Here is a 25,402-nt window from a genome sequence, read left to right on the forward strand (position 1 = left end):
ATTTCTCTTTGGTTACTTTCTCTCGAGGCCCCCCTTGAGGGGGTTGGGCCAGCAAAGAGAAAGTAACTCGGGCGCCGGCAGGCGTCCGACATGCCCGCTGCATAAGCGGCCAGGTCGCGGAAAAGTGACTTAGTGCGAACCACCAAGACCCAACCTCACAAACAGGCAGACGCCCGACATGCCCGCTGCATAAGCGGCCAGGTCCCCGAACCGTGGCTTAGTGCAAACCACCAACCTCAACATCCCGACAGGCATTCGAAATGCCCGCTACATAAGCGGTCAAGTAGCGAAAACATCCTTACTGAATCCACCAAACCAAGCAAAAACCACCACCCACACGCTAACGACAAACCCCACGCCGCACATGCCCCCCAGCCCACCCCAACCACCACAAAATCCCCCCAATCGCCAACTTCTGCATCAACCCATGCGGCAACCCCGGCAAAACCACCTGCAGCCAAAGCACCGCCGTGGCAAACCAAGCCACCACCCAACCCAGCGAGCTGCCGGCCCCCAGTCGCGGATCGCGCCGCCAGCGCCCACTCAGCAACAACATGCCGAAGCTCAGCCATAGAAACGTTGCCTGGGCCGCCAGTCCATGGACGAGGCGGGCCAGGTTTTCGTAAGTCGTGCCGGCGAACAGTTCGGTGACGGCGACGACCGGCAGGGCGAGGCCGGCGCCGGCGATCAGGGCGGAGGCCAGTCGGCTGCGCAGGGGTGGGTCGGTCGCGCGGTAGCTGCCCAGGGCGAAGCCGAGGAGGGCGGTGGCGATGGCGTAATAGGCCAGGCGGACATAGCCGCCGCCAGGGCCCGTGAGATAGAGGCTGAGCGGCATGGCGACCGGGTCGAGGTCGTGGCGCCAGAACTGCGCGGCGCCGCAGATCGCCGCGAACGACAGCACCGCGGCGGTCAATAGATAGGTTGACGGTACGACGGGCCAGGTATCGCACGCGGAGCTCATGAGGGCTGGATCTCGGGAAGATCGCAGGATTGTACGTAGCTCCCGGGCCGGGCCGAGGCGCCATGGCGGGCCTGGATTGGCGCAGGGTTGCCGACGGACCGGGCGAAGGGTATAGTCCGCTCCACTGTATTAACGCGTTAGTACATTATGAAGCGCCGATCGCTGGATCCCGAACTTCCCTCCGAGTCCGCCGAGCTGAGTCTCTGCGAGGCTTTGCTGTCGCTGAAGAACACCGAGGAAATGAACGCCTTCCTGCGCGACCTGTGCACCCCGGCCGAGCTGGAGGTGCTGGTGGATCGCTGGCGGGTGGTGCCGTACCTGCTGGACGAGGTGCCGTACCGGGAGATCCACGAGCGCACCGCGGTGAGCATTACCACCATCGGGCGCGTGGCGCGTTTCCTCAATCAGGGCAATGGCGGCTACCTTGCTGCCGCCGCCCGCGCTTCGCGCCGCCGCGCGGCCAGGAAGAAGGCATGAAAACGCGCGACCGCCTGCGCATCGCGATGCAGAAATCAGGCCGGCTCACCGAGCCGGCGCTCGATCTGCTCAACCGTTGCGGCCTCACCTTCCGGCAGAGCCGCGACAAGCTGTTCTGCTTCGGCGAGGGCGAGCCCGTTGACCTGCTCCTGGTGCGCGACGACGACATCCCTGGGCTGATCGCGCAAGGCGTGTGCGACCTGGGCATCGTCGGCCGCAACGTGCTCAGCGAATATAGCCTCGGCGATGGCCGCGAGGCGGAGCCGCTGGCGGAATGGCGGCCGCTGGGCTTCGGCCGCTGCCGCCTGTCCATCGCGGTGCCGCAGGAGATGCCCTACGAAGCTCCGCAGCAGCTCGCCGGACTGCGCATCGCGACGTCTTATCCGGGCCTGCTGCGCGACTGGCTGCGCCGGAACGGCGTGGACGCCGGCGTGGTCACGCTCGCCGGCTCGGTGGAAATCGCGCCGCGCCTGGGCACCGCCGATCTGATCTGCGATCTGGTGCAGAGCGGCGGCACGCTGGTCGCCAACCAGCTGCGCGAGGCCGATGTCCTGCTGGAAAGCGAGGCGGTCCTGGCCGGCCCGAAGACGCTGCCGGTGGACGAGCGCGGCGACATGATCGATCTGCTGCTCAAACGCCTGGATGGCGTGATGCAGGTGCGCGAGTCGCGCCTGCTGTTGCTGCAGACCTCCCGCCAGCACCTGGACGCGGTGACCCGGTTGCTGCCGGGCGGCCCGCAGCCGACGCTGCTGCCGGTGGCGGGGCAGCCCGATCAACTGATGCTGCAGGCGCTGTGCGCCGGCGAAGTGAGCTGGCGGCAGCTCGAAGAGATCAAGAAGGCCGGCGCGCGCGAAATGTTCGTGCTGCCGGTGGAGAAGATGCTGGCATGAAACGACTGGATTGGAACGCGCTGGACGGTCCCGCGCAGGCACAGGCGCTGGCGCGGCCCGCGCAATCGCGTGCGGACGAACTGCGGCGCGGCGTGGAGCGGATCATCGCCCAGGTACGCGCCGACGGCGATCGCGCGCTGCGCGAGCTGAGCGCCAAGTACGACCGCTGCGCGATCGACGCGATCGAGGTCGCCGCGGAGGAATTCGACGCGGCGGAAGCTGCGCTGGCCCCGGCGCTTAAGGCCGCCATCGAGGAAGCAGCAGCGCGTATCGCCGCGTTCCATCGCGAATCGGCGCCGCGCGCCGTAGCGGTGGATACCGCGCCCGGCGTGCGCGTGGAGCGCATGCTGCGGCCGATCGCGAAAGTCGGGTTGTATGTGCCGGCGGGCAGTGCACCGTTGCCGTCGACCGCGTTGATGCTTGGCGTGCCTGCGGGTATCGCCGGCTGCCGCGAGGTGGTGCTGTGTTCGCCCGCGCGTGCCGATGGGCGCTGCGACGAGGCCGTGCTGTACGCCGCGCGCGTCACCGGTGTGCACCGCGTGTTCAAGCTGGGCGGCGCGCAGGCGATCGCGGCCATGGCCTACGGCACGGAAACGGTGCCGCGCTGCGACAAGCTGTTCGGGCCGGGTAACGCCTGGGTGACCGAAGCCAAGCTGCAGGTATCCGGCGATCCGGATGGCGCGGCTATCGACATGCCGGCCGGGCCCTCCGAGGTGCTGGTGATCGCCGATGGCCGCGCGGATCCGGAGTTCATCGCGGCGGACCTGCTGTCGCAGGCCGAACATGGCCCCGATTCGCAGGTGATCCTGCTCAGCTCCTCCGACGCGCTGCTCGATCGCGTGGCGGTGGAGGTGGAGCGCCAATGCGCGGCGCTGCCGCGCGCCTCGATCGCGGAACAGGCGCTGGCGCAGAGCCGGCTGATCCTGGTGTCCTCGCTGGAACAGGCCGTCGCCGTGAGCAATCGCTACGCGCCGGAGCACCTGATCCTGCAGGTGGAGGAACCGCGCGCCTTGCTCGATGGCATCGACAGCGCGGGCTCGATCTTCCTCGGCGCCTGGACGCCCGAATCGGTGGGCGATTACTGCAGCGGCAGCAACCACGTGTTACCGACCTATGGTTATGCACGCAGCTACAGCGGCGTGTCGGTGGCCAGTTTCCAGAAGCAGATCACCGTGCAGGAGCTGAGCGCGGACGGCCTGCGCGCGATCGGCCCATGCACTGCCACGCTGGCGGAAGCCGAGCAACTGGAGGCGCACCGCCGCGCGGTGACGCTGCGCCTGGCGGCGCTGGAGGCAAAGGCATGAGCGTGCTCGATCTGGCGCGCCCGGAAATCCGCGCCTTGCAGCCGTATTCCTCGGCGCGCATGGAGGCCAGCGGCGGCGCGGTACTGCTCAATGCCAACGAATCCGCCTGGGCACCGTCCGGCGAGGCGGGCAGGGGCTGCAATCGCTACCCCGATCCGCAGCCGGCCGCGCTGGTGCGCGCGCTGGCCGCGCTCTACGGCGTGCGCGAGGACCAGCTGCTGGTCGGCCGCGGCAGCGACGAGGCGATCGACCTGCTGGTGCGCGCCTTCTGCCGCGCCGGCCGCGACGCCATCGCCATCCAGCCGCCGACCTTCGGCATGTATGCGGTGTGCGCGCGCATCCAGGACGCCGGCATCGTGGAGGTGCCGCTGGCTGCCGATTTCAGGCTGGACGTCGATGCGCTGCTGGCGGCGCTGACGCCCGCGGTGAAGCTGGTCTTCGTATGCGCGCCGAACAACCCGACCGGCCAGCCGGTGCCGCGCGCCGCCGTGGAACGTCTGGCCGCGGCGCTGGAAAGCCGCGCCTTGCTCGTGGTGGACGAAGCCTATGTGGAGTTCGCCGACGACGGCAGCGTCGCGGACCTGATCGGCCGCTACGAGAACCTCGCGGTGCTGCGCACTTTGTCCAAGGCCTGGGCGCTGGCTGGCGCGCGCATCGGCACCCTGCTGGCGAATGCCGAGGTGATCGCGCTATTGCGCAAGATCATCCCGCCGTATCCGCTGCCGCTGCCCTGTGTCGCCGCGGCGCTGGACGCGCTGTCGGCGCGCGGGCAGGCCGAGGCGGCCGGGCATATCCGCACCGTGCGCGCCGAGCGCGCGCGGATGGCGGCGGCGCTCGCGGCGCTACCCGGCGTACGCGACGTGCTGCCGTCGCAGGCCAACTTCCTCGCAGTGCGCTTCGACGATGCCGGCGCCGCCTACCAGCGCCTGCTCGCCGCGGGCATCGTGGTGCGCGACGTGCGGCGCTATCCCAACCTGGGCGATGCCTTGCGCATCACCGTCGGCACGCCGGAGGAGAACGCGCAGGTGCTGGCCGTATTGAGTCGTCCGGCCGACGATGGCCGGGAATCCGCCGCGGGGTCGGCACGGAGTCGCGCATGAGCCGCAAGATCCTTTTCGTCGACCGCGACGGCTGCCTGATCGAGGAGCCGGCGGACGAGCAGATCGACAGCTATGAAAAGCTCGCGCTGCTGCCGGGCGTGATCGCCGCCTTGCAGCGCTTCGTGGCCGCGGGCTACGAACTGGTGATGGTGACGAACCAGGACGGCCTGGGCACGGACCGTTTTCCCGAGCACCACTTCACCGGGCCGCACGAGTTGCTGATGCGCATCCTGGCGTCGCAGGGCATTCCGTTTCGCGAAGTATTGATCGATCGCAGCTTCCCGCACGAAGGCCTCGACACGCGCAAGCCGGGCATCGGCATGCTGCGCCATTACCTCGCCGACGATGGCTGGAGCCGCGCCGCCTCGGCGATGGTCGGCGATCGCCAGACCGACCTGCAGTTCGCCGCCAACATGGGCGTGCGCGGGTTTCTGGTCGGGCCGAAGGGGCAGTCGTGGCCGGCCATCGCGCACGCGCTGCTCGATCAGCCCCGGGCCGCCACGGTCACGCGCAACACCAAGGAAACCCGCATTACCGTGAGCGTGGACCTGGACCGCGTGGCCGAACCAAAGGCGCACACCGGGCTGGGCTTCTTCGACCACATGCTGGAACAGATCGGCAAGCACGGCGGCTTCGCGCTGGAACTGTCGTGCGACGGCGACACTCACATCGACGAACACCACACCATCGAGGACTGCGCGCTGGCCCTGGGCCAGGCCTTGCGCCAGGCGCTGGGCGATAAGCGCGGCATCGGCCGCTACGGCTTCACGCTGCCGATGGACGAGTCGCTGGCGAGCGCGGCGCTCGATCTCTCCGGGCGTTCGTACTTCGTCTTCGAGGGCAGTTTCCCGCGCGAGCGCGTCGGCGAGGTGCCCACCGAGCTGGTGCCGCATTTCTTCCGCTCGCTGTGCGAGACCTTGGGCGCCAACCTCCACCTGAGCGTGCGCGGCGACAATGCGCACCACATGGTGGAGGCCTGCTTCAAAGTCGTGGCGCGCACGCTGCGCCAGGCGGTGCGCCGCGAAGGCAGCGAGCTGCCCAGCACCAAGGGAGCGCTGTGACATGGCCGTGGTCCTGGTCGATGCCGGCGGCACCAATATCGGCTCCGTGCGCTATGCCCTGCAGCGCCTGGGCGCGGACGCCGAGCTGACTTCCGACGCGGCGACGATCCGCGCCGCCGACAAAGTGATCCTGCCCGGCGTGGGTGCAGCGGCGCCCGGCATGGCGCGACTACGCGAGCTGGGGCTGGTGGAGCTGATGCGCTCGCTGACTCAGCCGGTGCTCGGCGTCTGCCTGGGCATGCAGCTGCTGTGCGAGCGCTCGGAAGAAAGCGATACGGAGTGCCTGGGCCTGATCCCGGCGACGGTGCGCCGTTTCGCCGAGGCGCCCGGTTTGCGTGTGCCGCACATGGGGTGGAACCGCCTGCGCGGCGAGCGCGAACATCCGCTGATCGCCGGCCTGGGCAGCGATGACTGGGCTTATTTCGTGCACAGCTATGCCGTGCCGGTGATCGGCGACACGCTCGCCACGGCAGACTTCGGCGGCGCGTTCTCGGCCGTGGTCGCGCGCGGCAATTTCCATGGCATGCAATTTCATCCCGAGCGTTCGGCCGCGGTCGGCGCCAAGCTGCTGAAGAACTTTCTCGAACTATGAGCTTTACCGTCATCCCCGCCATCGACCTGCGCGAAGGCCGCGTGGTGCGCCTGCGTCAGGGCGACTACGGCCAGCAGACCACCTACGACTTCGAGCCGCGCGAGCTGGCGCGCCGCTACGCACAGGCGGGCGCCGCCTGGCTGCACGTGGTCGACCTCGACGGGGCCCGTTCGGGCGGGCTGGACAACCTGCAGGTGATCGAGGCGATCGCCAGCGACGGCATGAAGATCCAGGCCGGCGGCGGCGTGCGCGGCGAGCGCGACCTGCGCCGCCTGTTCAACGCCGGCGTCAGCCGCGTGGTGGTCGGCAGCGTCGCGATCCGCGACCCCGGGATGGTCGGCGGGTGGCTGGGCAAGCATGGCGCCGAACGCATCACCGTCGCGCTGGACACGCGCCGCGTGGACGGACGCTGGGCCCTGCCCAGCGCCGGTTGGACGGAGCTGGAGGCGCAGTCGCTGGACGAGCTGGCGCCGTGGTACGCCGCCCGCGGCGCGCATCACCTGCTATGCACCGATATCGATCGCGACGGCATGCTCGCCGGCTTCAACCTGGACTTGTACCGCCACCTCGCGGCCATCGCGCCGACGCTGGCGGTGCAGGCTTCCGGCGGCGTCCGTTCGACCGCGGACATCGCCGCGGCGCGCGAGGCGGGCGCCGGAGGCGTGATCCTCGGCCGTGCGCTGCTGGAAGGTCGCTTCACTATCGAGGAGGCACTGGCATGCTGAGCCGCCGCATCATTCCCTGCCTGGACGTGCGCGACGGCAAGGTCGTCAAGGGCGTGCGCTTTCGCGACCACGTGGTGATGGGCGAGATCGTGGAGCTGGCCATGCGCTACCGCGACGAAGGCGCGGACGAGCTGGTGTTCTACGACATCACCGCCAGCCCGGAAGGCCGCAGCGTCGATCGCGGCTGGGTGGAACGCGTGGCCCGAGCCATCGACATTCCGTTCTGCGTGGCGGGCGGCATCCGCAGCGTGGCCGACGCGCGCGACGTGCTGTATGCCGGCGCGGACAAGATCTCGATCAACTCGCCCGCGCTGGAACGCCCCGCGCTGATCGGCGAACTGGCGGACGCCTTCGGTGTGCAATGCGTGGTGGTTGGCGTGGACAGCCTGCGCGATGGTGACGGCGAGTGGCGTGTGCGGCAGTACACCGGCGACCCGTCGAAGACGCAGGCGCTGGCGCGGCGCACGCTGGATTGGATCGACGAAGCGCAGCGGCTCGGCGCCGGCGAGATCGTGCTCAATTGCATGGGCAGCGACGGCGTGCGCCAGGGCTACGATCTCGAACAGCTGCGCGCCGCGCGCGCGATCTGCCGCGTGCCGCTGGTAGCGTCGGGCGGCGCGGGCGCGCCGGCGCATTTCCGCGATGCCTTCGCCGTGGCCGACGTCGACGGTGCGCTGGCGGCGAGCGTCTTCCACAGCGGCGCGATCGCCATCCCCGCGCTGAAGCGCGAGCTGCGCGATGCCGGCATCGTCATCCGTCTCTGACCGGAACGCACCATGAGCGACATCCACACCGACCTCTCGCGACTGGACTGGAACAAGGGCGATGGCCTGTTGCCGGCCGTCGTGCAGCACTGGCTCACCGGCGAAGTACTGATGCTCGGCTATATGAACGCCGAGGCGCTGGCCCATACCTTGCGCACGCAAAAGGTGACGTTCTTCAGCCGCAGCAAGAGGCGGCTGTGGACCAAGGGCGAGAGTTCCGGCCACGTGCTGGCGCTCAAGTCCGCGCGCGCCGACTGCGATGCGGACACCTTGCTGGTGCAAGCCGAGCCCGTCGGCCCTACGTGCCATCTGGGCACGTCCAGCTGCTTCGGCGAGTCGGCCGAGGTGGCGCCGCCGCTGAGCTTTCTCGCCTCGCTGGACCGGCTGGTGCAGCGGCGCGAGGCCGAGCGACCGGAAGGCAGCTACACCACTCGCCTGTTCGAGGGCGGCGTGCGCCGCATTGCGCAGAAAGTCGGCGAAGAAGGCGTCGAGACGGCGCTGGCAGCGGTGGCCCAGGACGATGAGGCCTTGCTCGGCGAAGCGGCGGATCTGGTGTTCCACCTGACCGTGGCGCTGCGCGCGCGCGGGCTGGGGCTGGCCGACGTATGCCGGGTGCTGGAGGCCCGGCATCGCCCGGCGTCTTGACGTTGCGTTGACATTTGCAAGCTTGCGCAATTTCTCGCGGATGATTAAAAGGTTTCGCGCGACAGCTTTGTGCAAGCAAGGCACCGTCGTGCATGTGTCGTCTGGGAGGAACGACCATCCGATAGGGGCGTGAACCAAGTCGGGTTCGTGCGGATGCGTTTCGATGTGCGGAGCTGGGACTCGAAGAGTCTCGCGGCGGCCGATGCCGCCAGAACATCGAAAGAGGGCTGCATGAACGCGATCTACCGTCTGGTATGGAGCGCCGTGCACGGCGCGTGGGTAGTGGCCTCGGAGTTGGCGGTCCGGCGCGGACGCCGGAGTAGCCGCGGACACCGGCGACGCGACGTCGCATGGATCGCCCTCCCGGTTTTCTCGCTTGCCGCTGCCGGCACCGGGCTCGCTCAGAACGTGGTGCTAGGGACCTACGATCCACTGGTCAACGACAACCAGGTAGGGGCGACCGTCCTCGCCGCCGGTACCACCGCGACCATCCAGGGGCCGCAGCAATTCCAGGCCGGCGATAGCGGCGCGCGCAACACGACCCTGCAGGCGCTGTACGACGCCGGCCGCGTCGTCAGCGGCTGGGAGTGGATCGGCGCTCCACGGCTCAATCCCGGCACGCAGAATTTCGGGGTCACGGTGCCCGACCCGATCACCGGCGGCACCCGGGTGGTGTCTACCTACGCGACCGCCAACCTCAATCCGCTCACGCCAGCATCCGGAAGCGTGACGGTACCGGACGAAGTGAACGTCAACGGTGCGCAGTACATCAATGCGCGCGTAGGCACAGTGGGTTTGGGCGGCGGCACGTTGAACGTCAACATCGGCAGCGCAGGGGCGCTGTCCACGGACGGTACCAATGGCTGGACCATGGCGCTGAAGCAGTCTTCGCTGTTCTATGCCGACGGCAGCGCGGGCAATGCCAGCAGCCTTCACTGGCAGTCTTCCAATCGCATTACTTTCGTCGGCAGCGTCGCCGATCCGACGCAGCCGGAGACCTACCAGGTCACCTATGTCTCGAAGTATGGCGGCACGTTCAGCGTGACCACGCTCGACGGGAAGACCACCGCGCGGACGGTGGACAACGATGGCGACCTGCGCACCTACAACGACTGGCTGATCAGCCAGATTCGCGCCGGCAACCTGGACCCGGCGCAGTACAGCGCGGAGTTCGCCAAGGCCTACACCTCGTCCACGCAGGCCATCAACTACAACGTCAGCGCCAGCAATGCGGCGGATGAGATCGCCCAGCCGATCGGCCTGCGCGTGGTCATGCACGCGGTCGGCAACAGTGGCACGGCGACCATCGATGCGGGCGGCAAGCTGGAGGTGGCCAATGCGAACGGCGGCGCCATGCGTGCCGAGAACGGCGGTACGTTGACCAACAACGGCACGCTCGCGGTCACGCACACCACCGGCGATGGCTCGGCGATGTTCATGACCGGCAGCAGTTCCGGCACGAACAACGGCGTGATCAACGGCAATTTCTTCCTCAATGCCAACGGCAGCACGGTGGATGGCGCGTATGGTTCTTACGTCGTGGACGTAGCGGCCGCCAGTGCCTTCACCAATGGCGCCACCGGCGTCATCAACCTGGCTACCGGCGCGACCAACGGCGCGGGGCAGTCGGCCGGCATCCGGCTCAACGGCAACAGCAACGCCAACAATGCCGGCATCATCAATGTCGGCGTCACCGGCAACAAGTCCAACGGGTCCATGACGGGCGTGCTGCTCGCGGACGGCACCGGCCAGTTCACCAACACCTCGACCGGCACGATCTACATCGGACGCGGCCCCCAGACCGATCCGAACGCGCCGGCGGCGGACGTGGCGGTGAACCAGGGCACGATGACCGCCGGCATTACCGTCAACGGCAATGCGACAGCGATCAACCAGGGCAACATCACTATCGGCAGCCGCACGCAGAATGCCGCCGCCATCGCGGTCAGCAACGCGCCCAATGCCATGGTGAGCAACAGCGGCACCATCAATATCAACGGCAAGGCTGCCACCGTGCCCCGCGAGAACGATGGCATCCTGGTTTCCAACTCCGGGGCCGGCGGCAGCATCGACAACAGCGGCACGATCAACATCAATGGCGTGAACGGCGTTGGGATCAAGGTGCTCAGCACGAATGCCAGCGCTTCGACGGCCAGTTCCAGTGGCGTCATCAACGTCGCTGGCGGCGCCGATCCTGGCAGCGGCACGCGCAACTTCGGGGTGTGGGTGGAAGGGCAGGCCTCGGGCACGGCAACTGCCGACATCAGCGGATCGGTGAACCTGCTGGGCGACGGCGCCATCGGCATCCATGCACGCGGACGCGCAACCGTAGACGTACTGGCCGGCGCGGAACCGACCTTCGCCAGCGGTAGCAAGCAGATTGCTTTCTTCGCCTACGGCACCAACGCCCGCATCAACGTCGCCAGCTCGTCGCTGGACGTGACCACCCCGGGATCCACGCTGTTCCGGATGGAAAATGGAGCGGCGTTCGATGGCACGGGGCTCAGCCTGGCCGCGTCGGGGGCGCAGTCGGTAGCGGTGCTCGGCACGGGCACGCCGTCCGTGATCAATACGCACGACGCGCAGATCCAGGTCAGCGGAAGCGGAGCCACCGGCGTGGTGATCGAAGGCGGCGCGACGGGCACGATCGATGCCGCGACCGTCATGCACCTGTCCGGCACCGGCGCGGTGGCGGGCATCGTGGACGGACAGAAACACAGCCTCACCGGCGCCAACAGCGGCTCGCCAGTCGGCACGACGTCGCTTACCACCGCGGCCACGCTGACCGAGAGCCAGGCGGCCCTGACGGGCTATATCGCGCGCAACGGCGCGAAGCTGACCAATACCGGCAACATCACGTTCACCGGTACACATTCGACGGGCATCCGCGTGGAGACCGGTTCGACTGCCACCAGCAGCGGCAACATCACCATGCAGGACGGCGGCACCGGCATCCTGGCCGACGGCAGCAGCGGCAGCGGCGCGACCACGGCCAATGCCACCGGCATCATCGCCGCCGGTGGCGGCAGCGTGGCCGACCGCACGCGCGGAGCGGTGGCGATGGGCGGCAAAGCCACGGTGAATCTGCAGAACGGCGCGCAGGTGCAGCTGACCGGAGTGGGAGCGATCGGCGCCGAGGCGATCGACGGCGGCAAGGTGAATGTGGCGGCCAGCGCCTTGCCGCTATTCGCCAATACGGACCAGATCGCCTTCCACGCGCAGGGAGTGGGTGCGCAGATCGCCAGCTCGGCCAGCGCCATCGACGCAAGCACCGATCGCTCCACCATCTATCGCATCGACGACGGTGCCACGCTCGCGCTGGGCGGTACGCCGGGGCTCACCGCGTCCGGGGCGGGTGCGCGCGGTATCACCGGCTCGGGTGCGGGAACGCAGATCGATACCGGCGCGGCAGTCTTCCATGTCAGCGGCGCGGGCGCCTTGGGGATCGAAGTGGACGGCGGCGCCACCGGCACCTTGAATGGCGCGTCGACGGTAGACCTAGGCGGAATGGGCAGCATCGGCGGCATCGTCGATGGACAGCGGACGGACATCGCCGGCGCCGCCGTGGGTTCGCCGGTCGCCACGACGCTGACCAGCCTGGCGCCCGTACGCGGCGCGGGCGCGAACGCGGTCGGCTTCATCGCCAGGAACCTGGGCAGCCTCTCTCAGGCGGGCGTGGTGGATTTGAGCGGAAGCGGCGCCACGGGCGTCTGGCTGCAGAGCGGCGGAACACTCGCTAATACGGGCAGCATCCACGTCGCCGACGGCACCGGCGTGCGAATCGAGGGGGCGCAGTCCGGCATCGCCGGATTGGGTTCGGTCACCGCCGACGGCGGCGTGGCCGGCATCCGGCTGCTCAATGGCGCGCAAGCGACGATCGACGGGCAGGGCGGCACCGTCGTGGCGCACGGCAGCGCGCACGGCATCCTGCTGGACAGCGGCGCGGCCTCGCTGACGGCCGGTAATGCCACGATCACTGCCGACGGCAGCGGCAACGGCATCGAGAATGCGGCGGAAATCGGGTCGGTATCGCTGCAGAACCTGACCATCCATGCCGGCCAGGGCGCCGGCATTCGCACCGCCACCGCGTTCGATCCCGCCGCGACAGTTACCGTAGACGTTGCCGGGGCCGGCACCGGCTTCGCCTTCCGCCGTGCGGATGGCTCGGCCGCGAACGCCGCGTTGGACCTCGGCGCCGGCTACGTGGTGAACGCGAATGGCGCCGGCGCCACCGGCATCCAGGCACTGACCAGCGGCGCGGTGACAACTGCCGCCACCGTCAACGTCGCCGACGCGGCGGGTGGCTCGGCCTTGGTCGCAGGAACCGCTTCGAGCACGCTCAACACCGGCACCCTGGCCTCGGCCAGCACGGTGGCGCCGGTGGTGGACCTCGCCAATGGCGGCGGCACCCGGTTCACCAACAGCGGCACGATCCGGGCCAGTAGCAGCGCGGGGCCGGGGCTGCGCGGTAGCGCCGGCAGCGATACGGTCCTGCTTGCCGGCGGCGCCGTGCGCGGCGACATCGCCACCGGCGACGGTGCCGACCGTTTCACCTGGACCGCCGGCACGCTGGACGGCAGCCTGAGCATGGGCTCCGGCCAGGGCAACCAGGCGCTGGTGAAGGGCGTCGACCTGGCGTCGACGTATCACCTGACGGCGGGCACCGGTGCGGGCAATGCATTGACGCTCGACACCATCGAATCGCGCGGCGGTTCCTTCGCTGCTGACGATCTGGGCAAGGGCGTCAATCTCGGTACGGGCTGGAGTCTCATCCAGTTGGTGGGCACGGCCTTCACACTCACGGACAACCTGAAACTTGCCCACAGCGACGTGGCGATCGATGCCGGCTCCACGCTCTACGCGGGGGATAACGTGCATCCGGTGATCGCCGGCGGTTCGCCCGGCAGCGTGCGCGTCAGCAATGCGGGCACCATCGACCTGACCAACGGCGCCGGTTCGCCGGGCAACCGCCTGACCATCGACGGCGATTACCTGTCCCAGGGCGGGCGGCTGAAGCTCATGACCACGCTCGACTTCGGCGGCGCGCTGGAAGGACAGTCCACGGATCGCCTGCTGGTGCAGGGCAACGTATCACAGCCGGGCGGGCCGACCCTGGTGCAGGTGACGCCTTCCGCGCTGAGCACCGGCGCCTTGACCGATTTCAATCACAACAGCGCGGCGGATGCGAACGAAGGCATCTCGATCATCCAGGTGGCCGGCAGTTCGGCACCGGATGCCTTCCGTCTTGCCGGCGGTTATCTGGCGGTGGGGCCGTGGCAGTACACGCTGTATGCGTTCCAGCCCGATGCTTCGGCGCCCTCGCAGCGCGTCGTGGCCGGATCCGGCGGCGGTTTCTGGGACTATCGCCTGGCCAACGTCTATGTCTGCGAAGGGACGTGCGCGCCAGTGGCCAGGGCGGGTTCGGCCGTGCCGCCGGCGCCGCTGGCGATGCCTGACGACGGCTGTGTGGTCGGCGGCATCGACCGCTGCGCGCCGGGGCGGCCGGCGGTGACGCCGCAGGTGCCCGCGTACATTTCGGTGCCTGGGGCCCTGGCGGCGTATGGCTTCCGCGTGCTCGACAACCTGCACAAGCGGCTGGGCGAGATCCGGCACGAGACGACGCTGGACGACGGGTTGGGCGGCGAAGCCTTCGCACGTTTCATCGGCGGCGACTATCGGTACCACACGGACGTCGCGTTCAACCGTTTTGGCTACGACTACGACCAGCACGTCAGCGCGTGGCAGGTCGGCGCGAACATCCTCGAGATCGACGATGAAAAATCGGCGATGCGCGGCGGCGTGGCCTATACGCACGGCCGCACGCGGCTCGAACCGAAAGCCGCGGACGGCGACAGCCGCACCACCTTCTACAGCAACAGCATCGCCGCTTTCCTCACCTGGCAGCACGCCAACGGTTTCTACGTGGACGGCGTGGTGTCGGGCGAGCGCCACCAGGGCGACGTCGACATTGCTCGCGCGAAGGACGTGGCGCGCCTGCGCGCCGCCGGCTGGATTGCTTCGATCGAGACGGGTTATCCGTGGCGCTTCGACAACGGCTACACGCTGGAGCCACAGCTTCAGCTGGCGCGGCTGCACGAGCGCGTGGATACGGTGGTGGATCGCGACGGTGCGCGCGCCAGCTTCGACGATTACGACCAGACCGTCGGCCGCCTGGGCGTGCGTCTGACGCGCACCTGGGATCGGGGCGAAGGCCGCTTGGCGACGCCGTACCTACGCCTCAACTACATCAAGGGCTGGGGCGGGCGGCCGCGCGTCACGGTGGGGGCGGAGGGCGTGCCCGGGCTGGCGCAGACCTTCGCCGGCGGCGCCTACGGGCAGGCGATCGAAGTGGGCCTGGGCGGCACCTACTCGGTGGGGCGGCAGTGGTCGTTCTACGGTGAGGCCGACTATCAGAAGGACGTGGGCAGCGCGGGTACGCGCGGCTGGACCGCGAACGTCGGCGTGCGCTGGAACTTCTGAACGCGGCGGGCGCGGTTCAGCGCGACGCCGGGATGGGTTCGGCGTGCGCGGGCTCGAAGGTCACGGCGGGGCCCGGCTTCACGTGGCTGCGCCAGCGCGCGAGCTGCTCGGCGATGCCGGCGCCGACGTCCATCTGCGGTTCGGATGGCGTGAGGTGATCGCGGGTTTCCCACTGCGCGATTTCGGTACGGGCCTGCTTGAAGGCATCGACGAAGTCGGGCGTGCGGTTGAGCGCATCCACCAGCCAGGCGCGGCCGAAGTAGGTGATGTCCGAGTCGCTGCCGCAGCCGAACGAGCTGCGGTCGGCGCGCGCGGCGGTGAGCACGAGCGTGCCCGGGCCCTTCAGCGGCGGCACGAAACCGCCGGAGTAGCAGGCGTTCACCACCACGACTTTCCATTTGAAATGGCGCTTGTCGAGGATGTCGGCCAGGTCGGGCGCGCCGATCTGGTCCAGCGGCAGCGGGTCGAGGTCCACGAGCAGGTTGTGTTCCGGATCGCCGTGCGACGTGAGGTAGAGCACGAGGATGTCCTCGTCCTTCTTCATCACGCCGGAAAGCGCGTCGAGCGCGCTTTCGAGATTGCTCCAGGTGGCGAGCGGACGGGTGTCGAGCGTGTCCGGGCTGTTTGCCAGCAGCAGCGGGTGCACGGTGGCGCCGAAGCGGTCGGCGAACAGCTTGCCCGCGTATTCCACCTCGTTATGGAACACGTCCTCGCCGCCGTCGCCGGCAAAGGCGAGCAGGTAGAGATTCGGCGCGCCCGGCACGCGCGGGCCGAGCTTGGCCAGCGCCTGGTGCAGCAGGCGCGGCTGAGCGTAGGCCACCTGCTCGGGCGTCGGCCCCTGTTCCGGCCAGCGGTCCGGGACGCTTTCGTCGGCGGACGCGGCGGCGTCCGCCTGGCCGGTCGACGCAGCCTCGGCCGGCGCGCTGGCCGTGGCGGCCGACGCCGGATGCGCCACCGCGAGCGAGGGTGCTGCGCGATGCAACAGCAGCGTCAGCAGGACGCCGGCGGCGAAGGCGAGCAGGGCGGTGAGGGTGATGCGCATGGCTGGCTGCACTGCCGGGAGGAGATCAGGGGGAGATGGTGTCGAAGTCGGCGTGGGCCGGATGGCGCGGCTCAGCCGGCGCTTGCAGCGGCGCGCGCAGCAGCCAGGCGGTGCGGAAGCCCGCGCCCTTGGCGGCGTCCAGCTCTTCGACGATGTCGGAGAGGAACAGCAGGTGCTCCGGCAGTTCGCCGATCGCCTGGGCGATCTTCTCGTAGGAGGCGCGTTCGCGCTTGGGACCGGTTTCGGTATCGAAATAGCCGGCGAAGAGCGGGGTGAGATCGCCCGCCTCGCTGTACTGGAAGAACAGCTTCTGTGCGGCGACCGAGCCGGAGGAATACACGTACAGGCGCAGGCCGTCGCCGCGCCAGGCGCGCAGGCGGGCCGCGACTTCCGGATAGACGTGCGCGCGGTACTCGCCGCCTTCGTAGCCGTCCTTCCAGATCATCCCCTGCAGGGCCTTCAGTGCGGTGGACTTGCGGTCCTCGTCGATCCAGCGCAGCAGCATCTCGATGACTTCCTGACGGCCGGCTTCGACCAGCCCGGCTTCCTTGGCGGCCTCGTGCAGCCAGTGCTGCACCTCGGGCGTATCGACGTGGGTTTCCACGAAGGCGGGCAGGCGCTTGCGCGCATAGGGAAACAGCACGTCCTTGACGAAGCTGATGGAGCTGGTGGTGCCCTCGATGTCAGTGACGATGGCGCGGATGGCAGTCATGGGAATAGCCGTGGTGCGGGTGGGCAAGCTTAGCCCCGGCGCAGGGCTGGCGCCTACGGAGGTGCCGGCGTCCGCCTGGGACGATGAACCCGGTCACGCGGCTCGGTGCCGCGGACCTGCGGGAAATGCGGAGGGGCCGTCTCGAGGACGGCGGGCGGTCAGGCGGCGGCCTTGGCCGAATCGTGCGGCGTCATGCGCGGGAAGCGCTGGGCGATGTCCTCGCCGGTGAAGTTGGCGACCCAGCCCTCCTTGTTGGTGAACAGGCGGATGGCCACGAAGTAGGGCGCCTCGCTCATGTCGAACCAGTGGCGGGTGCCGTCCGGAACACCGATCAGGTCGCCCTGCTCGCACAGCACCTCGTAGACCTTGCCGTTGATGTGCAGGGTGAACTGGCCAGCGCCGGCAACGAAGAAGCGCACCTCGTCCTCGCTGTGGGTGTGCTCGTTGAGGAACTTCTGGCGCAGTGCGGCGCGTTCCGGGTGATCGGGCTTGAGGCTGATCACGTCCACGGCCTGGTAGCCCTCTTCGGCCATCAGGCGGTCGATATCGGCGCGGTAGGCGGCGATCACCTCCTCCTGGCTGGCGCCGGGAGCGATCGGCTGGCTGGCTTCCCACTGCTCGAAACGCACGCCGGCCTGCTTCAGTTCGGTGGCGATCTCGGCGTGTCCGGTGTGGATGGCGAGCGGCGCGCCGGGGCGCTGGTCGTCGAAAATGCGCAGGCGACTCATGCAGACAACCTCCTCAGATCCAGTTCGCAGCCCAGCAGGAATTCGAGGGCTTCCAGGTGACGGCGGGTTTCGGCCATGTCACGTCCCCAGGTATAGATGCCGTGGCCGTCGATCAAGTAGGCGTGCAAGGGTTTGCCGGCATCGAGCCACGCATCGACCTGCGCCACCAGCTCGGGCATGTGCTGGGTGTTGGGGAACACCGGAATGTTCAGTTCGGCGTCGTGCGTGGTCTGGCCGGCGATGGCTTTCTGCAGTTCCCAGCCCGCGAGTCGCACCACGCCATCCTTTGCGAACAGGCGCGAGGCGACGCTCTGCGTGCGGGAATGGGTGTGCAGTACTACGTCGATGTCCGGAAAGCGGCGGTAGATCTGCGTATGCAGTTCGGTTTCGGCGCTGGGACGGGCGTCCGTGCCGACCGCCTTGCCCTGCATGTCGATCAGCATGATGTCCTCGCGCCCGAGCTTGCCTTTGTCGCGGCCGGAGATGGTGATGGCCGCGTGATCGGCATCGATCCGCATCGAGAAATTGCTGCTGGTGGCGGGTGTCCAGCCGGCCAGCGCCAGCTCGCGCGCAGCGTCGGCAATCGCGTCGGCGCGCTCCGCGAACCGCGCGGGGGAAACGGAGGAAGGAAGGACCTGTGTCATGCGATATGGACGTCCAAACGGAGGGGGACTATACCATGGCGATTCTTACGTCCTGGCGAGGCGCTCGGGCCCCCGGGTTTTCGAATGCGATCCATTCTCAAGGTTTATTCCTAGGTGGGCTTACCATGGCCATCGATCCGCCGCCCCACGGCGACGATGTCCCCCTAGACGGAGGTTTTCCAATGTCGCATGAGAAAGAACTCGAGTCGCGTCGCCGCTTCCTCAAGGCCGCCGCGGGTACCGCCGCTGCCGCCGCGGTGATCGGCGGACTGCCGCGCCTCGCCCGCGCCGCTGATCTGCCGCACGTGGCCGAGACCGATCCCACCGCGAAGGCGCTGGGCTATGTCGAGGATGCGAGCAAGACGAAGGATCCCAAGCACAAGGCCGGCGACATCTGCGCGAACTGCCAGTTCTACTCCGGCGGCCCTTCGGGTTACGGCCCGTGTCAGCTGTTCCCGGGCAAATCGGTCGCCGCGAAGGGCTGGTGCGTGTCGCACGCGCCGAAGAAAGCCTGAGCGCACCCTTCGCGCGTCATCGAGGCCGGCTCCAAGCCGGCCTTTTTGTTGGGCGCACGACAGCGCCCGCGGCGAGCGAATCGCCGGAGCTGGAGCGGATATAGGAGAGTCATCGGCGATCGAACGATCTGCCGGAGAGAAGATGCAGCCCAGACGCGTCAGGCCGAGGAGCTGACCCGCCTGACGCGCCGGGCGGCAATCCGGGGCCCACTGCCAAGTGATCAACCCACGGACTGCCGATGATACTCCCCGAAGGGCGGTTTGGGGCAGTCGCCCCGCAAAATTTTCCCGAAAAAGTCTCGTTAAATCCTGACAGATCAATCGTTTATCAGATTATTCGTGACTGGACATCAAAAATGAAGCCGGATTGCACATTTCGCGGCAGTTCTGTTCAGTTCCCGTGCCTTCACATCTGTTCGCGACAAATGAGCGGCGTACGCTGCTGTTTGCCGAAAATGCGCTCAGGCTGCCTTCCGCAGGCGGCTGTGGCGCATGCCGTAGCCGAAATAGATGGCCAGGCCGATCACGGTCCAGACGATCATCAGCACCCAGTTGAACCAGGACATGAAGTACAGCAGGGCCAGGCAGCTCACCACGCCGGCGGAGCAGACAAACCACGCCGCAGGCACCCGGAACAGGCGCGGAAGCTCTGGAGATGTGTAGCGCAGGATCAGCACGCCGGCGCACACCGCCACAAAGGCGATCAGCGTACCCATCGAGGTGAGGTCGGCGAGCAGGTCCAGAGGGAACACGGCCGCCAGGATGGCAATGCCTACGCCGGTGATGACCGTGTTGAGGTGGGGCGTGCGGTAGCGCGGATGGATGCGGTTGAACACCGGCGGCAAAAGACCGTCGCGCGACATGATCATGAAGATGCGCGGCTGGGCGATGATCATCACCAGAATCACCGAGGACAGGCCGATCATCGCGCCGATCTCCACCACCAGGCGCAGCCAGTTCAGTTCCGGATGGTTGCGGATCGCGGTGACCACCGGTTCGCTGGTGCCCAGCTCGGTGTACGGGATCAGGCCGGTCAGTACCGCCGCCATGGCGAGGTAGAGCACCGTGCAGATCACCAGCGAGACCAGGGTGCCGAAGGGAAGGTCCTTCTGCGGGTTCTTGCATTCCTGGGCCGCGGTCGATGTCGCTTCGAAGCCGATGTAGGCGAAGAACACCATCGCCGCGCCGCGCATGATGCCGGACCAGCCGTACTTGCCCGGCTCCTGCTCAGTGGGAATGAAGGGGTGCCAGTTGGCCGGATCGATGTAGCGATAGCCGGCGACCACTACGACCACGATCAGGCCCACTTTCAGGAGCACCATCAGGACGTTCAGGCCCGACGATTCGCGGATGCCGATGTAGCACAGCCAGGTGAGCGCCAGCACGATCGCCACGGCGGGCAGGTTGAGCAGGTGGCCGGTGGTGACCAGGTGCCCGTCCTTGAATGCCAGCGGCGCTTCGGTCAGCGCGATCGGCAGGTGGATGCCTATGTGGTCGAGCAGGCTGGTGAAGTAGCCGGTCCAGCTGGCCGCGACGGCCGAGGCGGAGATGCCGTATTCCAGCACCATGTTCCAGCCGATGAACCACGCGACCAGCTCGCCGAGCGTGGCGTAGGCGTAGGAGTAAGAGCTGCCCGAGATCGGGATCAGCGTCGCGAATTCCGCGTAGCACAGCGCCGTGAAGCCGCTGCAGATCGCCGCAAGCATGAACGAGATGAGCACGGCCGGTCCCGCGTGCTCCGCCGCCGCCTGACCCGTGACCACGAAGATGCCCGTGCCGATGACCGCGCCGATGCCCAGGGCGGTGATGCCCCATTTGCCCAGCGTGCGCCGCAGGGAAGGGCCGCCGTGGCAGTCGTCAGCGTCGGAGAAGTCGGTTTTGCGGGCGAAAAGCTGATTGAGCATGCGTGAACCTGGGTGGAGCGTGCCGGACGTATCGTCCGGCCCAAAAAGGGAGGGCCGGCTCGGAGCCGGCCCTCGATGCGTGGATCAGGCGGCGGGCTTGCGCAGCTTGCTGTGCGAGTAGCCGTAGAGGAAGTAGATCACCTGGCCGATGGCGATCCAGGTGAGCATCCAGCGCCAGTGCTCCAGGAACGATTGCAGGAACAGCGCCATGCAGGCGAGCGCGCCGAGCGGGCAGACGATCCACGGCACCGGCACGCGGAAGGAGCGCGGCAGCTCGGGACGGGTATAGCGCAGCACCAGCACGCCGACGCACACGGTGGCGAAGGCCAGCAGGGTACCCATGGCCACCATTTCGCCCAGCACGCCGATGTTGAACAGGCCGCCCAGCGTCGCGGCGAGCACGCCCACCACGACGGTGCCGACGTGCGGTGTGCGGTACTTCGGATGGATGCGGCCGAACAGCGGCGGGATGAGGCCGTCGCGCGCCATCGAGTAGAAGATGCGCGGCTGGCCCATCAGCATCACCAGGATCACCGAGCTCAGGCCGGTGACGGCGCCGATCACCACGATGATCTGCAGCCAGTGCAGGGTCGGGTAGTTGTCCAGCGCGGTGGAGACCGGCTCCGGCGTGCCCAGCAGGCGGAAATCGGCGATGCCGGTGAGGATGCCGGACACGATGATGTACAGGACCGTGCAGAGAATCAGCGAGCCGATGATGCCGATCGGCATGTCGCGCTGCGGGTTCTTCGCCTCGGCGGCGGCGGTGGAGACCGCGTCGAAGCCGATGTAGGAGAAGAACACGATGGCCGCCGCGCGGCCCACGCCGGCCCAGCCGTACTTGGACGGGCCTTCGGAGGCGGGAATGAAGGGATGCCAGTTGTCCGGATTCACGTACTTCGCCGCGAAGGCGATGAACAGCAGGATCACCGTCACCTTGATCGCCACGATGATCGAGTTCACGAAGGCCGACTGGGTGATGCCCACGTAGCACAGGCCGGTGATCGCCGCGATGATCGCCACGGCCGGCAGGTTGATGAACATGCCGGTGGCCTGGATATGGCCGTCGACGACCGTGAAGGGGGCTGCGGCGAGCACCTGCGGCAGCGAGACGTCATGGCCGATCCAGCCGCTGATCAGCGAGAGCAGCTTGTTGAAGTAGCCCGACCAGCCGGCCGCCACGGTGGCGACCGTGAACAGGTATTCCAGTACCAGGCTCCAGCCGACGAACCAGGCGACGTATTCGCCCAGCGTGGCGTAAGAGTAGGAGTAGGCGCTGCCGGACACCGGCAGCATCGCCGAGAACTCGGCATAGCAGAGGGCGGCGAGGGCGCAGGCGATGCCCGCGAAGACGAAGCTCAGCACGATGGCCGGGCCGGCATGCTCGGCGGCCGCCTGTCCGGTGATGACGAAGATACCTGCACCGATGATCGCGCCGATGCCCAGCATGATGAGGTGTCGCGCGGTCAGGGCGCGTTTGAGGGTGGCCTCGCCATGCGCTCCGTCATCCGGGAGCTCGGCGGACGCAGGAGATATCTGCGTCGTCGCAAACAGGTTTTTCAGCATGGGTTCCCCCCTCCGGGAATGGCTGCTCGTCGTTTTGGAAAAGCTTGTATGGAAAGGCTTTCGGAGCCGCGGCCGGGCATGTGCGGACGCGGAAGCATCGAACCTTAGCGGAGGGATGGGAGGGGTACAAGTCGCGCCGCAGCTATGATGGCGGCTTCGTCGTTTTCCTATGTCACAAGTCATGCAAGACATTTTTCATGCCCTGGCCGCTCACTTTGGCCGCTACGCCGAGCGTCATCCGGAAGAACATGCGGAGGCCGATCGATTCCTGGCCTTCCTGCACTCGGCGCCCACGGTGTTCGAGCGTGCCCACGCGGTAGGGCATTTCACCGGATCGGCCTGGCTGGTCAGCGCGGACGGCGAGCGGATCCTGCTGACCCACCATCGGAAGCTCGGCCGCTGGCTGCAACTGGGTGGCCATGCCGATGGCGATGCCGACCTGGCGCGGGTGGCGCTGCGGGAGGCCGAGGAGGAGTCCGGCCTGGTGCAATTGGAAGTCGAACCGGTGCCGTTCGACATCGACTGCCACTGGATTCCGGAACGCGGCCATGAACCCGGCCATTTCCATTACGACGTGCGTTACGTGGTGCGTGCCACCGGCAGCGAAGACTTCGCGGTGAGCGAGGAATCGCTCGCCCTGGCCTGGAAGCCGATCGCCGACATCGCGGCCGATCCGGCTTCCGATCCGTCCCTGCGGCGCATGGCGGCGAAGTGGCTGCGCCGCCGCGAGATGCCTGAGTAGAGGTCAGTCGCCGTACTTGGCGGGCGCGGGGTGCAGCGTGCCGCACTGCGGGCAAGTGCGTGCCTTGCGCGAGCGGTAGAAGCGTTCGAACACGGGCGGAAAGTCGTGCTCGATGCTTTCGAGCGTGAAGTATTCCTCGTACAGCTTGTGGTTGCACTGCTGGCAGAACCACATCAGGCCGTCTTTTTCGCCGGCGAGGCGGCGGCGCTCGATCACCAGGCCGATCGAGTCGGGCATGCGCTGCGGCGAGTGCGGCACGCGCGGCGGCAGGTAGAACACCTGGCCCGCGCGGATCGGAATGTCGCGCGCCGCGCCGTCGTCCTGCACCTTCAGCACCATCTCGCCTTCGAGCTGGTAGAAGAACTCCGGGCCTTCGTCGTAGTGGTAGTCGGTGCGCGCGTTCGGGCCGCCCACGATCATCACGATGAAATCGCCGTCGACGATGCATTTGTTGCCCACCGGCGGCTTGAGCAGGTGGCGGTGTTCGTCGATCCAGCGTTGCAGGTCCAGCGGCGGCGTGAGGGCCATGGCGGAAAGGCTTGGATGAGGTCCGGCTACGTTAGCACCGTTCGCCGCGCCGTCATCCCGGCGTTGCCGGGACGACGTTTCTGCTGGACTGGAGCGCCGAGGAGCGCTTCAGACCTCCAGCGTCGCCAGATCGCCCTTTTCTTCCAGCCACGCCTTGCGATCGCTTGCGCGCTTCTTTGCCAGCAGCATGTCCATCAGCTTCGCCGTGCCATCGCCGTCGTCCACGGTGAGCTGCACTAGGCGGCGCGTGTCGGGGTGGATGGTGGACTCGCGCAGCTGCGCCGGGTTCATCTCGCCCAGGCCCTTGAAGCGGGTGGTGCTGACCTGGCCTTTCATCTTTTCGCGCTCGATGCGCGCGAGCAGCGCGGCCTTCTCGTTCTCGTCGAGGCAGTAGAAGACCTGCTTGCCCACGTCCACGCGGAACAGCGGCGGCATCGCCACGAACACGTGGCCGTCACGTACCAGGGCCGGGAAGTGGCGCAGGAAAAGTGCGCTCAGCAAGGTGGCGATGTGCAGGCCATCGGAGTCCGCGTCGGCGAGGATGATGACTTTGCCGTAGCGCAGGCCGCTGAGGTCGTCCTTGCCCGGGTCGCAGCCGATCGCCACCGCGAGGTTGTGCACTTCTTCCGAGCCCAGCACCGAACCGGATTCGACTTCCCAGGTGTTCAGGATCTTGCCGCGCAGCGGCAGGATGGCCTGGAACTCCTTGTCGCGCGCCTGCTTGGCGCTGCCGCCGGCCGAGTCGCCCTCCACCAGGAATAGCTCGGTGCGGGTGAGGTCCGTGGCCGTGCAGTCGGCGAGCTTGCCGGGCAGGGCGGGGCCCTGGGTGATCTTCTTGCGGACGACCTGCTTGGAGGCCTTCAGGCGTGCGCTGGCGCGTTCGATCGCCAGCTGCGCGATGCGCTCGCCCAGTTCGACGTTCTGGTTCAGCCACAGGCTGAAGGCGTCGTGCACCACGCCTTCGACCAGCGCCGCGGCGTTGCGCGAGGACAGGCGCTCCTTGGTCTGGCCGGCGAACTGCGGGTCCTGCAGCTTGGCGGAGAGCACGAAGGACAGGCGCTCCCACACGTCTTCCGGCGCCAGCTTCACGCCGCGCGGCAGCAGGTTGCGGATATCGCAGAACTCGCGCACGGCATTGGTCAGGCCGCTGCGCAGGCCGTTGACGTGCGTGCCGCCCTGGGCGGTGGGAATCAGGTTGACGTAGCTTTCCTGGACCAGCTCGCCTTCTGGTAGCCAGGCCAGGGCGACGTCCAGGCCTTCGGTATCACGCTGCACGTGATGCACGAACAGTTCGGCCGGCAGCGCGTCGGCGCTGTCCAGCTCGCCGCGCAGGTAGTCGCGCAGGCCGTCCTCGTAATGCCACTCGCTCACTTCGCCGGTGGCTTCGTCGGTGAGTTTCACGTTCAGGCCGGCGCACAGTACGGCTTTGGCGCGCAGCAGGTGCTTCAGCTTGGACAGCGAGATCTTCGGCGAATCGAAGTACTTCGGGTCGGGCCAGAAGCGCACCGTGGTGCCGGTCTTCTTCTTCGGCACGCTGCCGATCACTTCCAGCTCGCTGGCCCGGTCGCCGTGCTCGAAGGCCATGCGGTGTTCGCTGCCGTCGCGGCGGATCGTCACTTCCACCCGGGTGGACAGCGCATTCACCACCGAGACGCCCACGCCGTGCAGGCCGCCGGAGAAGTTGTAGTTCTTGCCGGAGAACTTACCGCCCGCGTGCAGGCGGGTGAGGATCAGCTCCACGCCAGGAATGCCTTCTTCCGGGTGGATGTCCACCGGCATGCCGCGGCCGTCGTCGGTGACCTCGACCGAGCCGTCCGTGTGGACCACGACCTGGATGGCGCTGGCGTGGCCGGCGAGGGCCTCGTCCACCGAGTTGTCGATGACTTCCTGCGCCAAGTGGTTCGGGCGGCTGGTGTCCGTATACATGCCCGGCCGGCGCTTGACCGGGTCCAGGCCTGAGAGGACTTCAATGTCTGCGGCGTTGTAGCGACTGCTCATGCTCGGCGGTTTCAGGGAGAGGGTCCG

The 25,402-nt window shown here is 67.8% G+C and carries 21 protein-coding genes; 12 read left to right on the top strand and 9 right to left on the bottom strand.

The features are described 5' to 3' along the window. Positions 1–340 precede the first annotated feature (340 nt). Positions 341–961 carry a DUF998 domain-containing protein gene (locus tag RKE25_RS09635; protein WP_311842009.1) on the bottom strand — a complete coding sequence of 207 codons (621 nt, stop codon included), beginning with the start codon at positions 959–961 and terminating at the stop codon, positions 341–343. 147 nt (positions 962–1,108) lie between these two features. On the opposite strand from RKE25_RS09635, the gene RKE25_RS09640 reads away from it, so the two are divergent. The 10 genes from RKE25_RS09640 (at position 1,109) to RKE25_RS09685 (ending at position 14,999) form a co-directional block, all read left to right on the top strand. Beyond that, the gene (locus tag RKE25_RS09640) at positions 1,109–1,438 is read left to right on the top strand and encodes a YerC/YecD family TrpR-related protein (protein WP_311842010.1); all 330 of its coding nucleotides are present in this window, start codon (positions 1,109–1,111) and stop codon (positions 1,436–1,438) included. Next, entirely contained in the window at positions 1,435–2,328 is an 894-nt protein-coding gene (hisG, locus tag RKE25_RS09645; protein ID WP_311842011.1) for an ATP phosphoribosyltransferase, read from the top strand. The genes RKE25_RS09640 and hisG overlap by 4 nt, the downstream gene beginning before the upstream one ends. Beyond that, positions 2,325–3,632: a histidinol dehydrogenase gene (gene hisD, locus RKE25_RS09650; RefSeq protein ID WP_311842012.1), complete on the top strand. Its 1,308-nt coding sequence runs from the start codon at positions 2,325–2,327 to the stop codon at positions 3,630–3,632. Before hisG ends, hisD begins: the two co-directional genes overlap by 4 nt. Beyond that, positions 3,629–4,732, top strand: coding sequence for a histidinol-phosphate transaminase (gene hisC, locus RKE25_RS09655; protein ID WP_311842013.1), 1,104 nt, complete (start codon positions 3,629–3,631; stop codon positions 4,730–4,732). The genes hisD and hisC overlap by 4 nt, the downstream gene beginning before the upstream one ends. Continuing rightward, complete coding sequence (gene hisB, locus RKE25_RS09660; protein ID WP_311842014.1) at positions 4,729–5,793, top strand: bifunctional histidinol-phosphatase/imidazoleglycerol-phosphate dehydratase HisB; 1,065 nt, start codon at positions 4,729–4,731, stop codon at positions 5,791–5,793. The genes hisC and hisB overlap by 4 nt, the downstream gene beginning before the upstream one ends. 1 nt (position 5,794) lies before the next feature. Next, positions 5,795–6,385 carry an imidazole glycerol phosphate synthase subunit HisH gene (hisH, locus tag RKE25_RS09665; RefSeq protein ID WP_311842015.1) on the top strand — a complete coding sequence of 197 codons (591 nt, stop codon included), beginning with the start codon at positions 5,795–5,797 and terminating at the stop codon, positions 6,383–6,385. Then, positions 6,382–7,110: a 1-(5-phosphoribosyl)-5-[(5-phosphoribosylamino)methylideneamino]imidazole-4-carboxamide isomerase gene (gene hisA / locus RKE25_RS09670; protein ID WP_311842016.1), complete on the top strand. Its 729-nt coding sequence runs from the start codon at positions 6,382–6,384 to the stop codon at positions 7,108–7,110. The genes hisH and hisA overlap by 4 nt, the downstream gene beginning before the upstream one ends. Further along, the gene (gene hisF / locus RKE25_RS09675; RefSeq protein ID WP_311842017.1) at positions 7,104–7,874 is read left to right on the top strand and encodes an imidazole glycerol phosphate synthase subunit HisF; all 771 of its coding nucleotides are present in this window, start codon (positions 7,104–7,106) and stop codon (positions 7,872–7,874) included. The genes hisA and hisF overlap by 7 nt, the downstream gene beginning before the upstream one ends. 12 nt (positions 7,875–7,886) lie before the next feature. Next, complete coding sequence (gene hisIE / locus RKE25_RS09680) at positions 7,887–8,519, top strand: bifunctional phosphoribosyl-AMP cyclohydrolase/phosphoribosyl-ATP diphosphatase HisIE (RefSeq protein ID WP_311842018.1); 633 nt, start codon at positions 7,887–7,889, stop codon at positions 8,517–8,519. Between the two features lie 231 nt (positions 8,520–8,750). Further along, the gene (locus tag RKE25_RS09685; protein ID WP_311842019.1) at positions 8,751–14,999 is read left to right on the top strand and encodes an autotransporter outer membrane beta-barrel domain-containing protein; all 6,249 of its coding nucleotides are present in this window, start codon (positions 8,751–8,753) and stop codon (positions 14,997–14,999) included. Between the two features lie 16 nt (positions 15,000–15,015). Here RKE25_RS09685 and RKE25_RS09690 read toward each other — a convergent pair whose 3' ends face one another. The 4 genes from RKE25_RS09690 to RKE25_RS09705 form a co-directional block, all read right to left on the bottom strand. Next, a complete protein-coding gene (locus RKE25_RS09690) occupies positions 15,016–16,041 on the bottom strand; it encodes a C13 family peptidase (RefSeq protein WP_311842020.1) in 1,026 nt (341 codons plus the stop codon). 25 nt (positions 16,042–16,066) lie between these two features. Then, complete coding sequence (gene mtnC, locus RKE25_RS09695; RefSeq protein WP_311842021.1) at positions 16,067–16,753, bottom strand: acireductone synthase; 687 nt, start codon at positions 16,751–16,753, stop codon at positions 16,067–16,069. Positions 16,754–16,911: 158 nt separating this feature from the next. After that, on the bottom strand, positions 16,912–17,481 hold the full coding sequence (locus RKE25_RS09700; protein WP_311842022.1) for an acireductone dioxygenase: 570 nt from the start codon (positions 17,479–17,481) through the stop codon (positions 16,912–16,914). Continuing rightward, positions 17,478–18,125 carry a methylthioribulose 1-phosphate dehydratase gene (locus tag RKE25_RS09705; RefSeq protein WP_311842023.1) on the bottom strand — a complete coding sequence of 216 codons (648 nt, stop codon included), beginning with the start codon at positions 18,123–18,125 and terminating at the stop codon, positions 17,478–17,480. Before RKE25_RS09705 ends, RKE25_RS09700 begins: the two co-directional genes overlap by 4 nt. A gap of 182 nt (positions 18,126–18,307) precedes the next feature. Here RKE25_RS09705 and RKE25_RS09710 point away from each other — a divergent pair, with 182 nt between their 5' ends. Next, the gene (locus RKE25_RS09710; protein ID WP_311842369.1) at positions 18,308–18,640 is read left to right on the top strand and encodes a high-potential iron-sulfur protein; all 333 of its coding nucleotides are present in this window, start codon (positions 18,308–18,310) and stop codon (positions 18,638–18,640) included. Between the two features lie 461 nt (positions 18,641–19,101). On the opposite strand, the gene RKE25_RS09715 is transcribed toward RKE25_RS09710, so the two are convergent. Both RKE25_RS09715 and RKE25_RS09720 read right to left on the bottom strand, forming a co-directional pair. Next, positions 19,102–20,544: an amino acid permease gene (locus tag RKE25_RS09715; RefSeq protein WP_311842024.1), complete on the bottom strand. Its 1,443-nt coding sequence runs from the start codon at positions 20,542–20,544 to the stop codon at positions 19,102–19,104. A gap of 84 nt (positions 20,545–20,628) precedes the next feature. Further along, positions 20,629–22,107, bottom strand: coding sequence for an amino acid permease (locus RKE25_RS09720; protein ID WP_311842025.1), 1,479 nt, complete (start codon positions 22,105–22,107; stop codon positions 20,629–20,631). Positions 22,108–22,288: 181 nt separating this feature from the next. Between RKE25_RS09720 and RKE25_RS09725 the strand changes: the two genes are divergently transcribed. Beyond that, a complete protein-coding gene (locus RKE25_RS09725) occupies positions 22,289–22,849 on the top strand; it encodes an NUDIX hydrolase (protein ID WP_311842026.1) in 561 nt (186 codons plus the stop codon). 3 nt (positions 22,850–22,852) lie between these two features. On the opposite strand, the gene RKE25_RS09730 is transcribed toward RKE25_RS09725, so the two are convergent. Beyond that, a complete protein-coding gene (locus RKE25_RS09730) occupies positions 22,853–23,377 on the bottom strand; it encodes a 3-hydroxyanthranilate 3,4-dioxygenase (protein ID WP_311842027.1) in 525 nt (174 codons plus the stop codon). A 108-nt stretch (positions 23,378–23,485) separates the two neighbouring features. Beyond that, a complete protein-coding gene (parE, locus tag RKE25_RS09735) occupies positions 23,486–25,375 on the bottom strand; it encodes a DNA topoisomerase IV subunit B (RefSeq protein WP_311842028.1) in 1,890 nt (629 codons plus the stop codon). Positions 25,376–25,402: the final 27 nt, after the last annotated feature.

Origin of the sequence: Dyella sp. BiH032, assembly GCF_031954525.1 — a bacterium.
Lineage (GTDB): Bacteria > Pseudomonadota > Gammaproteobacteria > Xanthomonadales > Rhodanobacteraceae > Dyella_D.

Coding starts and splice junctions, on each gene's coding strand:
- RKE25_RS09635 (WP_311842009.1), bottom strand. CDS start 961: ATGAGCTCCGCGTGCGATACCTGGCCCGTCGTACCGTCAACCTATCTA.
- RKE25_RS09640 (WP_311842010.1), top strand. CDS start 1,109: ATGAAGCGCCGATCGCTGGATCCCGAACTTCCCTCCGAGTCCGCCGAG.
- hisG (WP_311842011.1), top strand. CDS start 1,435: ATGAAAACGCGCGACCGCCTGCGCATCGCGATGCAGAAATCAGGCCGG.
- hisD (WP_311842012.1), top strand. CDS start 2,325: ATGAAACGACTGGATTGGAACGCGCTGGACGGTCCCGCGCAGGCACAG.
- hisC (WP_311842013.1), top strand. CDS start 3,629: ATGAGCGTGCTCGATCTGGCGCGCCCGGAAATCCGCGCCTTGCAGCCG.
- hisB (WP_311842014.1), top strand. CDS start 4,729: ATGAGCCGCAAGATCCTTTTCGTCGACCGCGACGGCTGCCTGATCGAG.
- hisH (WP_311842015.1), top strand. CDS start 5,795: ATGGCCGTGGTCCTGGTCGATGCCGGCGGCACCAATATCGGCTCCGTG.
- hisA (WP_311842016.1), top strand. CDS start 6,382: ATGAGCTTTACCGTCATCCCCGCCATCGACCTGCGCGAAGGCCGCGTG.
- hisF (WP_311842017.1), top strand. CDS start 7,104: ATGCTGAGCCGCCGCATCATTCCCTGCCTGGACGTGCGCGACGGCAAG.
- hisIE (WP_311842018.1), top strand. CDS start 7,887: ATGAGCGACATCCACACCGACCTCTCGCGACTGGACTGGAACAAGGGC.
- RKE25_RS09685 (WP_311842019.1), top strand. CDS start 8,751: ATGAACGCGATCTACCGTCTGGTATGGAGCGCCGTGCACGGCGCGTGG.
- RKE25_RS09690 (WP_311842020.1), bottom strand. CDS start 16,041: ATGCGCATCACCCTCACCGCCCTGCTCGCCTTCGCCGCCGGCGTCCTG.
- mtnC (WP_311842021.1), bottom strand. CDS start 16,753: ATGACTGCCATCCGCGCCATCGTCACTGACATCGAGGGCACCACCAGC.
- RKE25_RS09700 (WP_311842022.1), bottom strand. CDS start 17,481: ATGAGTCGCCTGCGCATTTTCGACGACCAGCGCCCCGGCGCGCCGCTC.
- RKE25_RS09705 (WP_311842023.1), bottom strand. CDS start 18,125: ATGACACAGGTCCTTCCTTCCTCCGTTTCCCCCGCGCGGTTCGCGGAG.
- RKE25_RS09710 (WP_311842369.1), top strand. CDS start 18,308: ATGTCGCATGAGAAAGAACTCGAGTCGCGTCGCCGCTTCCTCAAGGCC.
- RKE25_RS09715 (WP_311842024.1), bottom strand. CDS start 20,544: ATGCTCAATCAGCTTTTCGCCCGCAAAACCGACTTCTCCGACGCTGAC.
- RKE25_RS09720 (WP_311842025.1), bottom strand. CDS start 22,107: ATGCTGAAAAACCTGTTTGCGACGACGCAGATATCTCCTGCGTCCGCC.
- RKE25_RS09725 (WP_311842026.1), top strand. CDS start 22,289: ATGCAAGACATTTTTCATGCCCTGGCCGCTCACTTTGGCCGCTACGCC.
- RKE25_RS09730 (WP_311842027.1), bottom strand. CDS start 23,377: ATGGCCCTCACGCCGCCGCTGGACCTGCAACGCTGGATCGACGAACAC.
- parE (WP_311842028.1), bottom strand. CDS start 25,375: ATGAGCAGTCGCTACAACGCCGCAGACATTGAAGTCCTCTCAGGCCTG.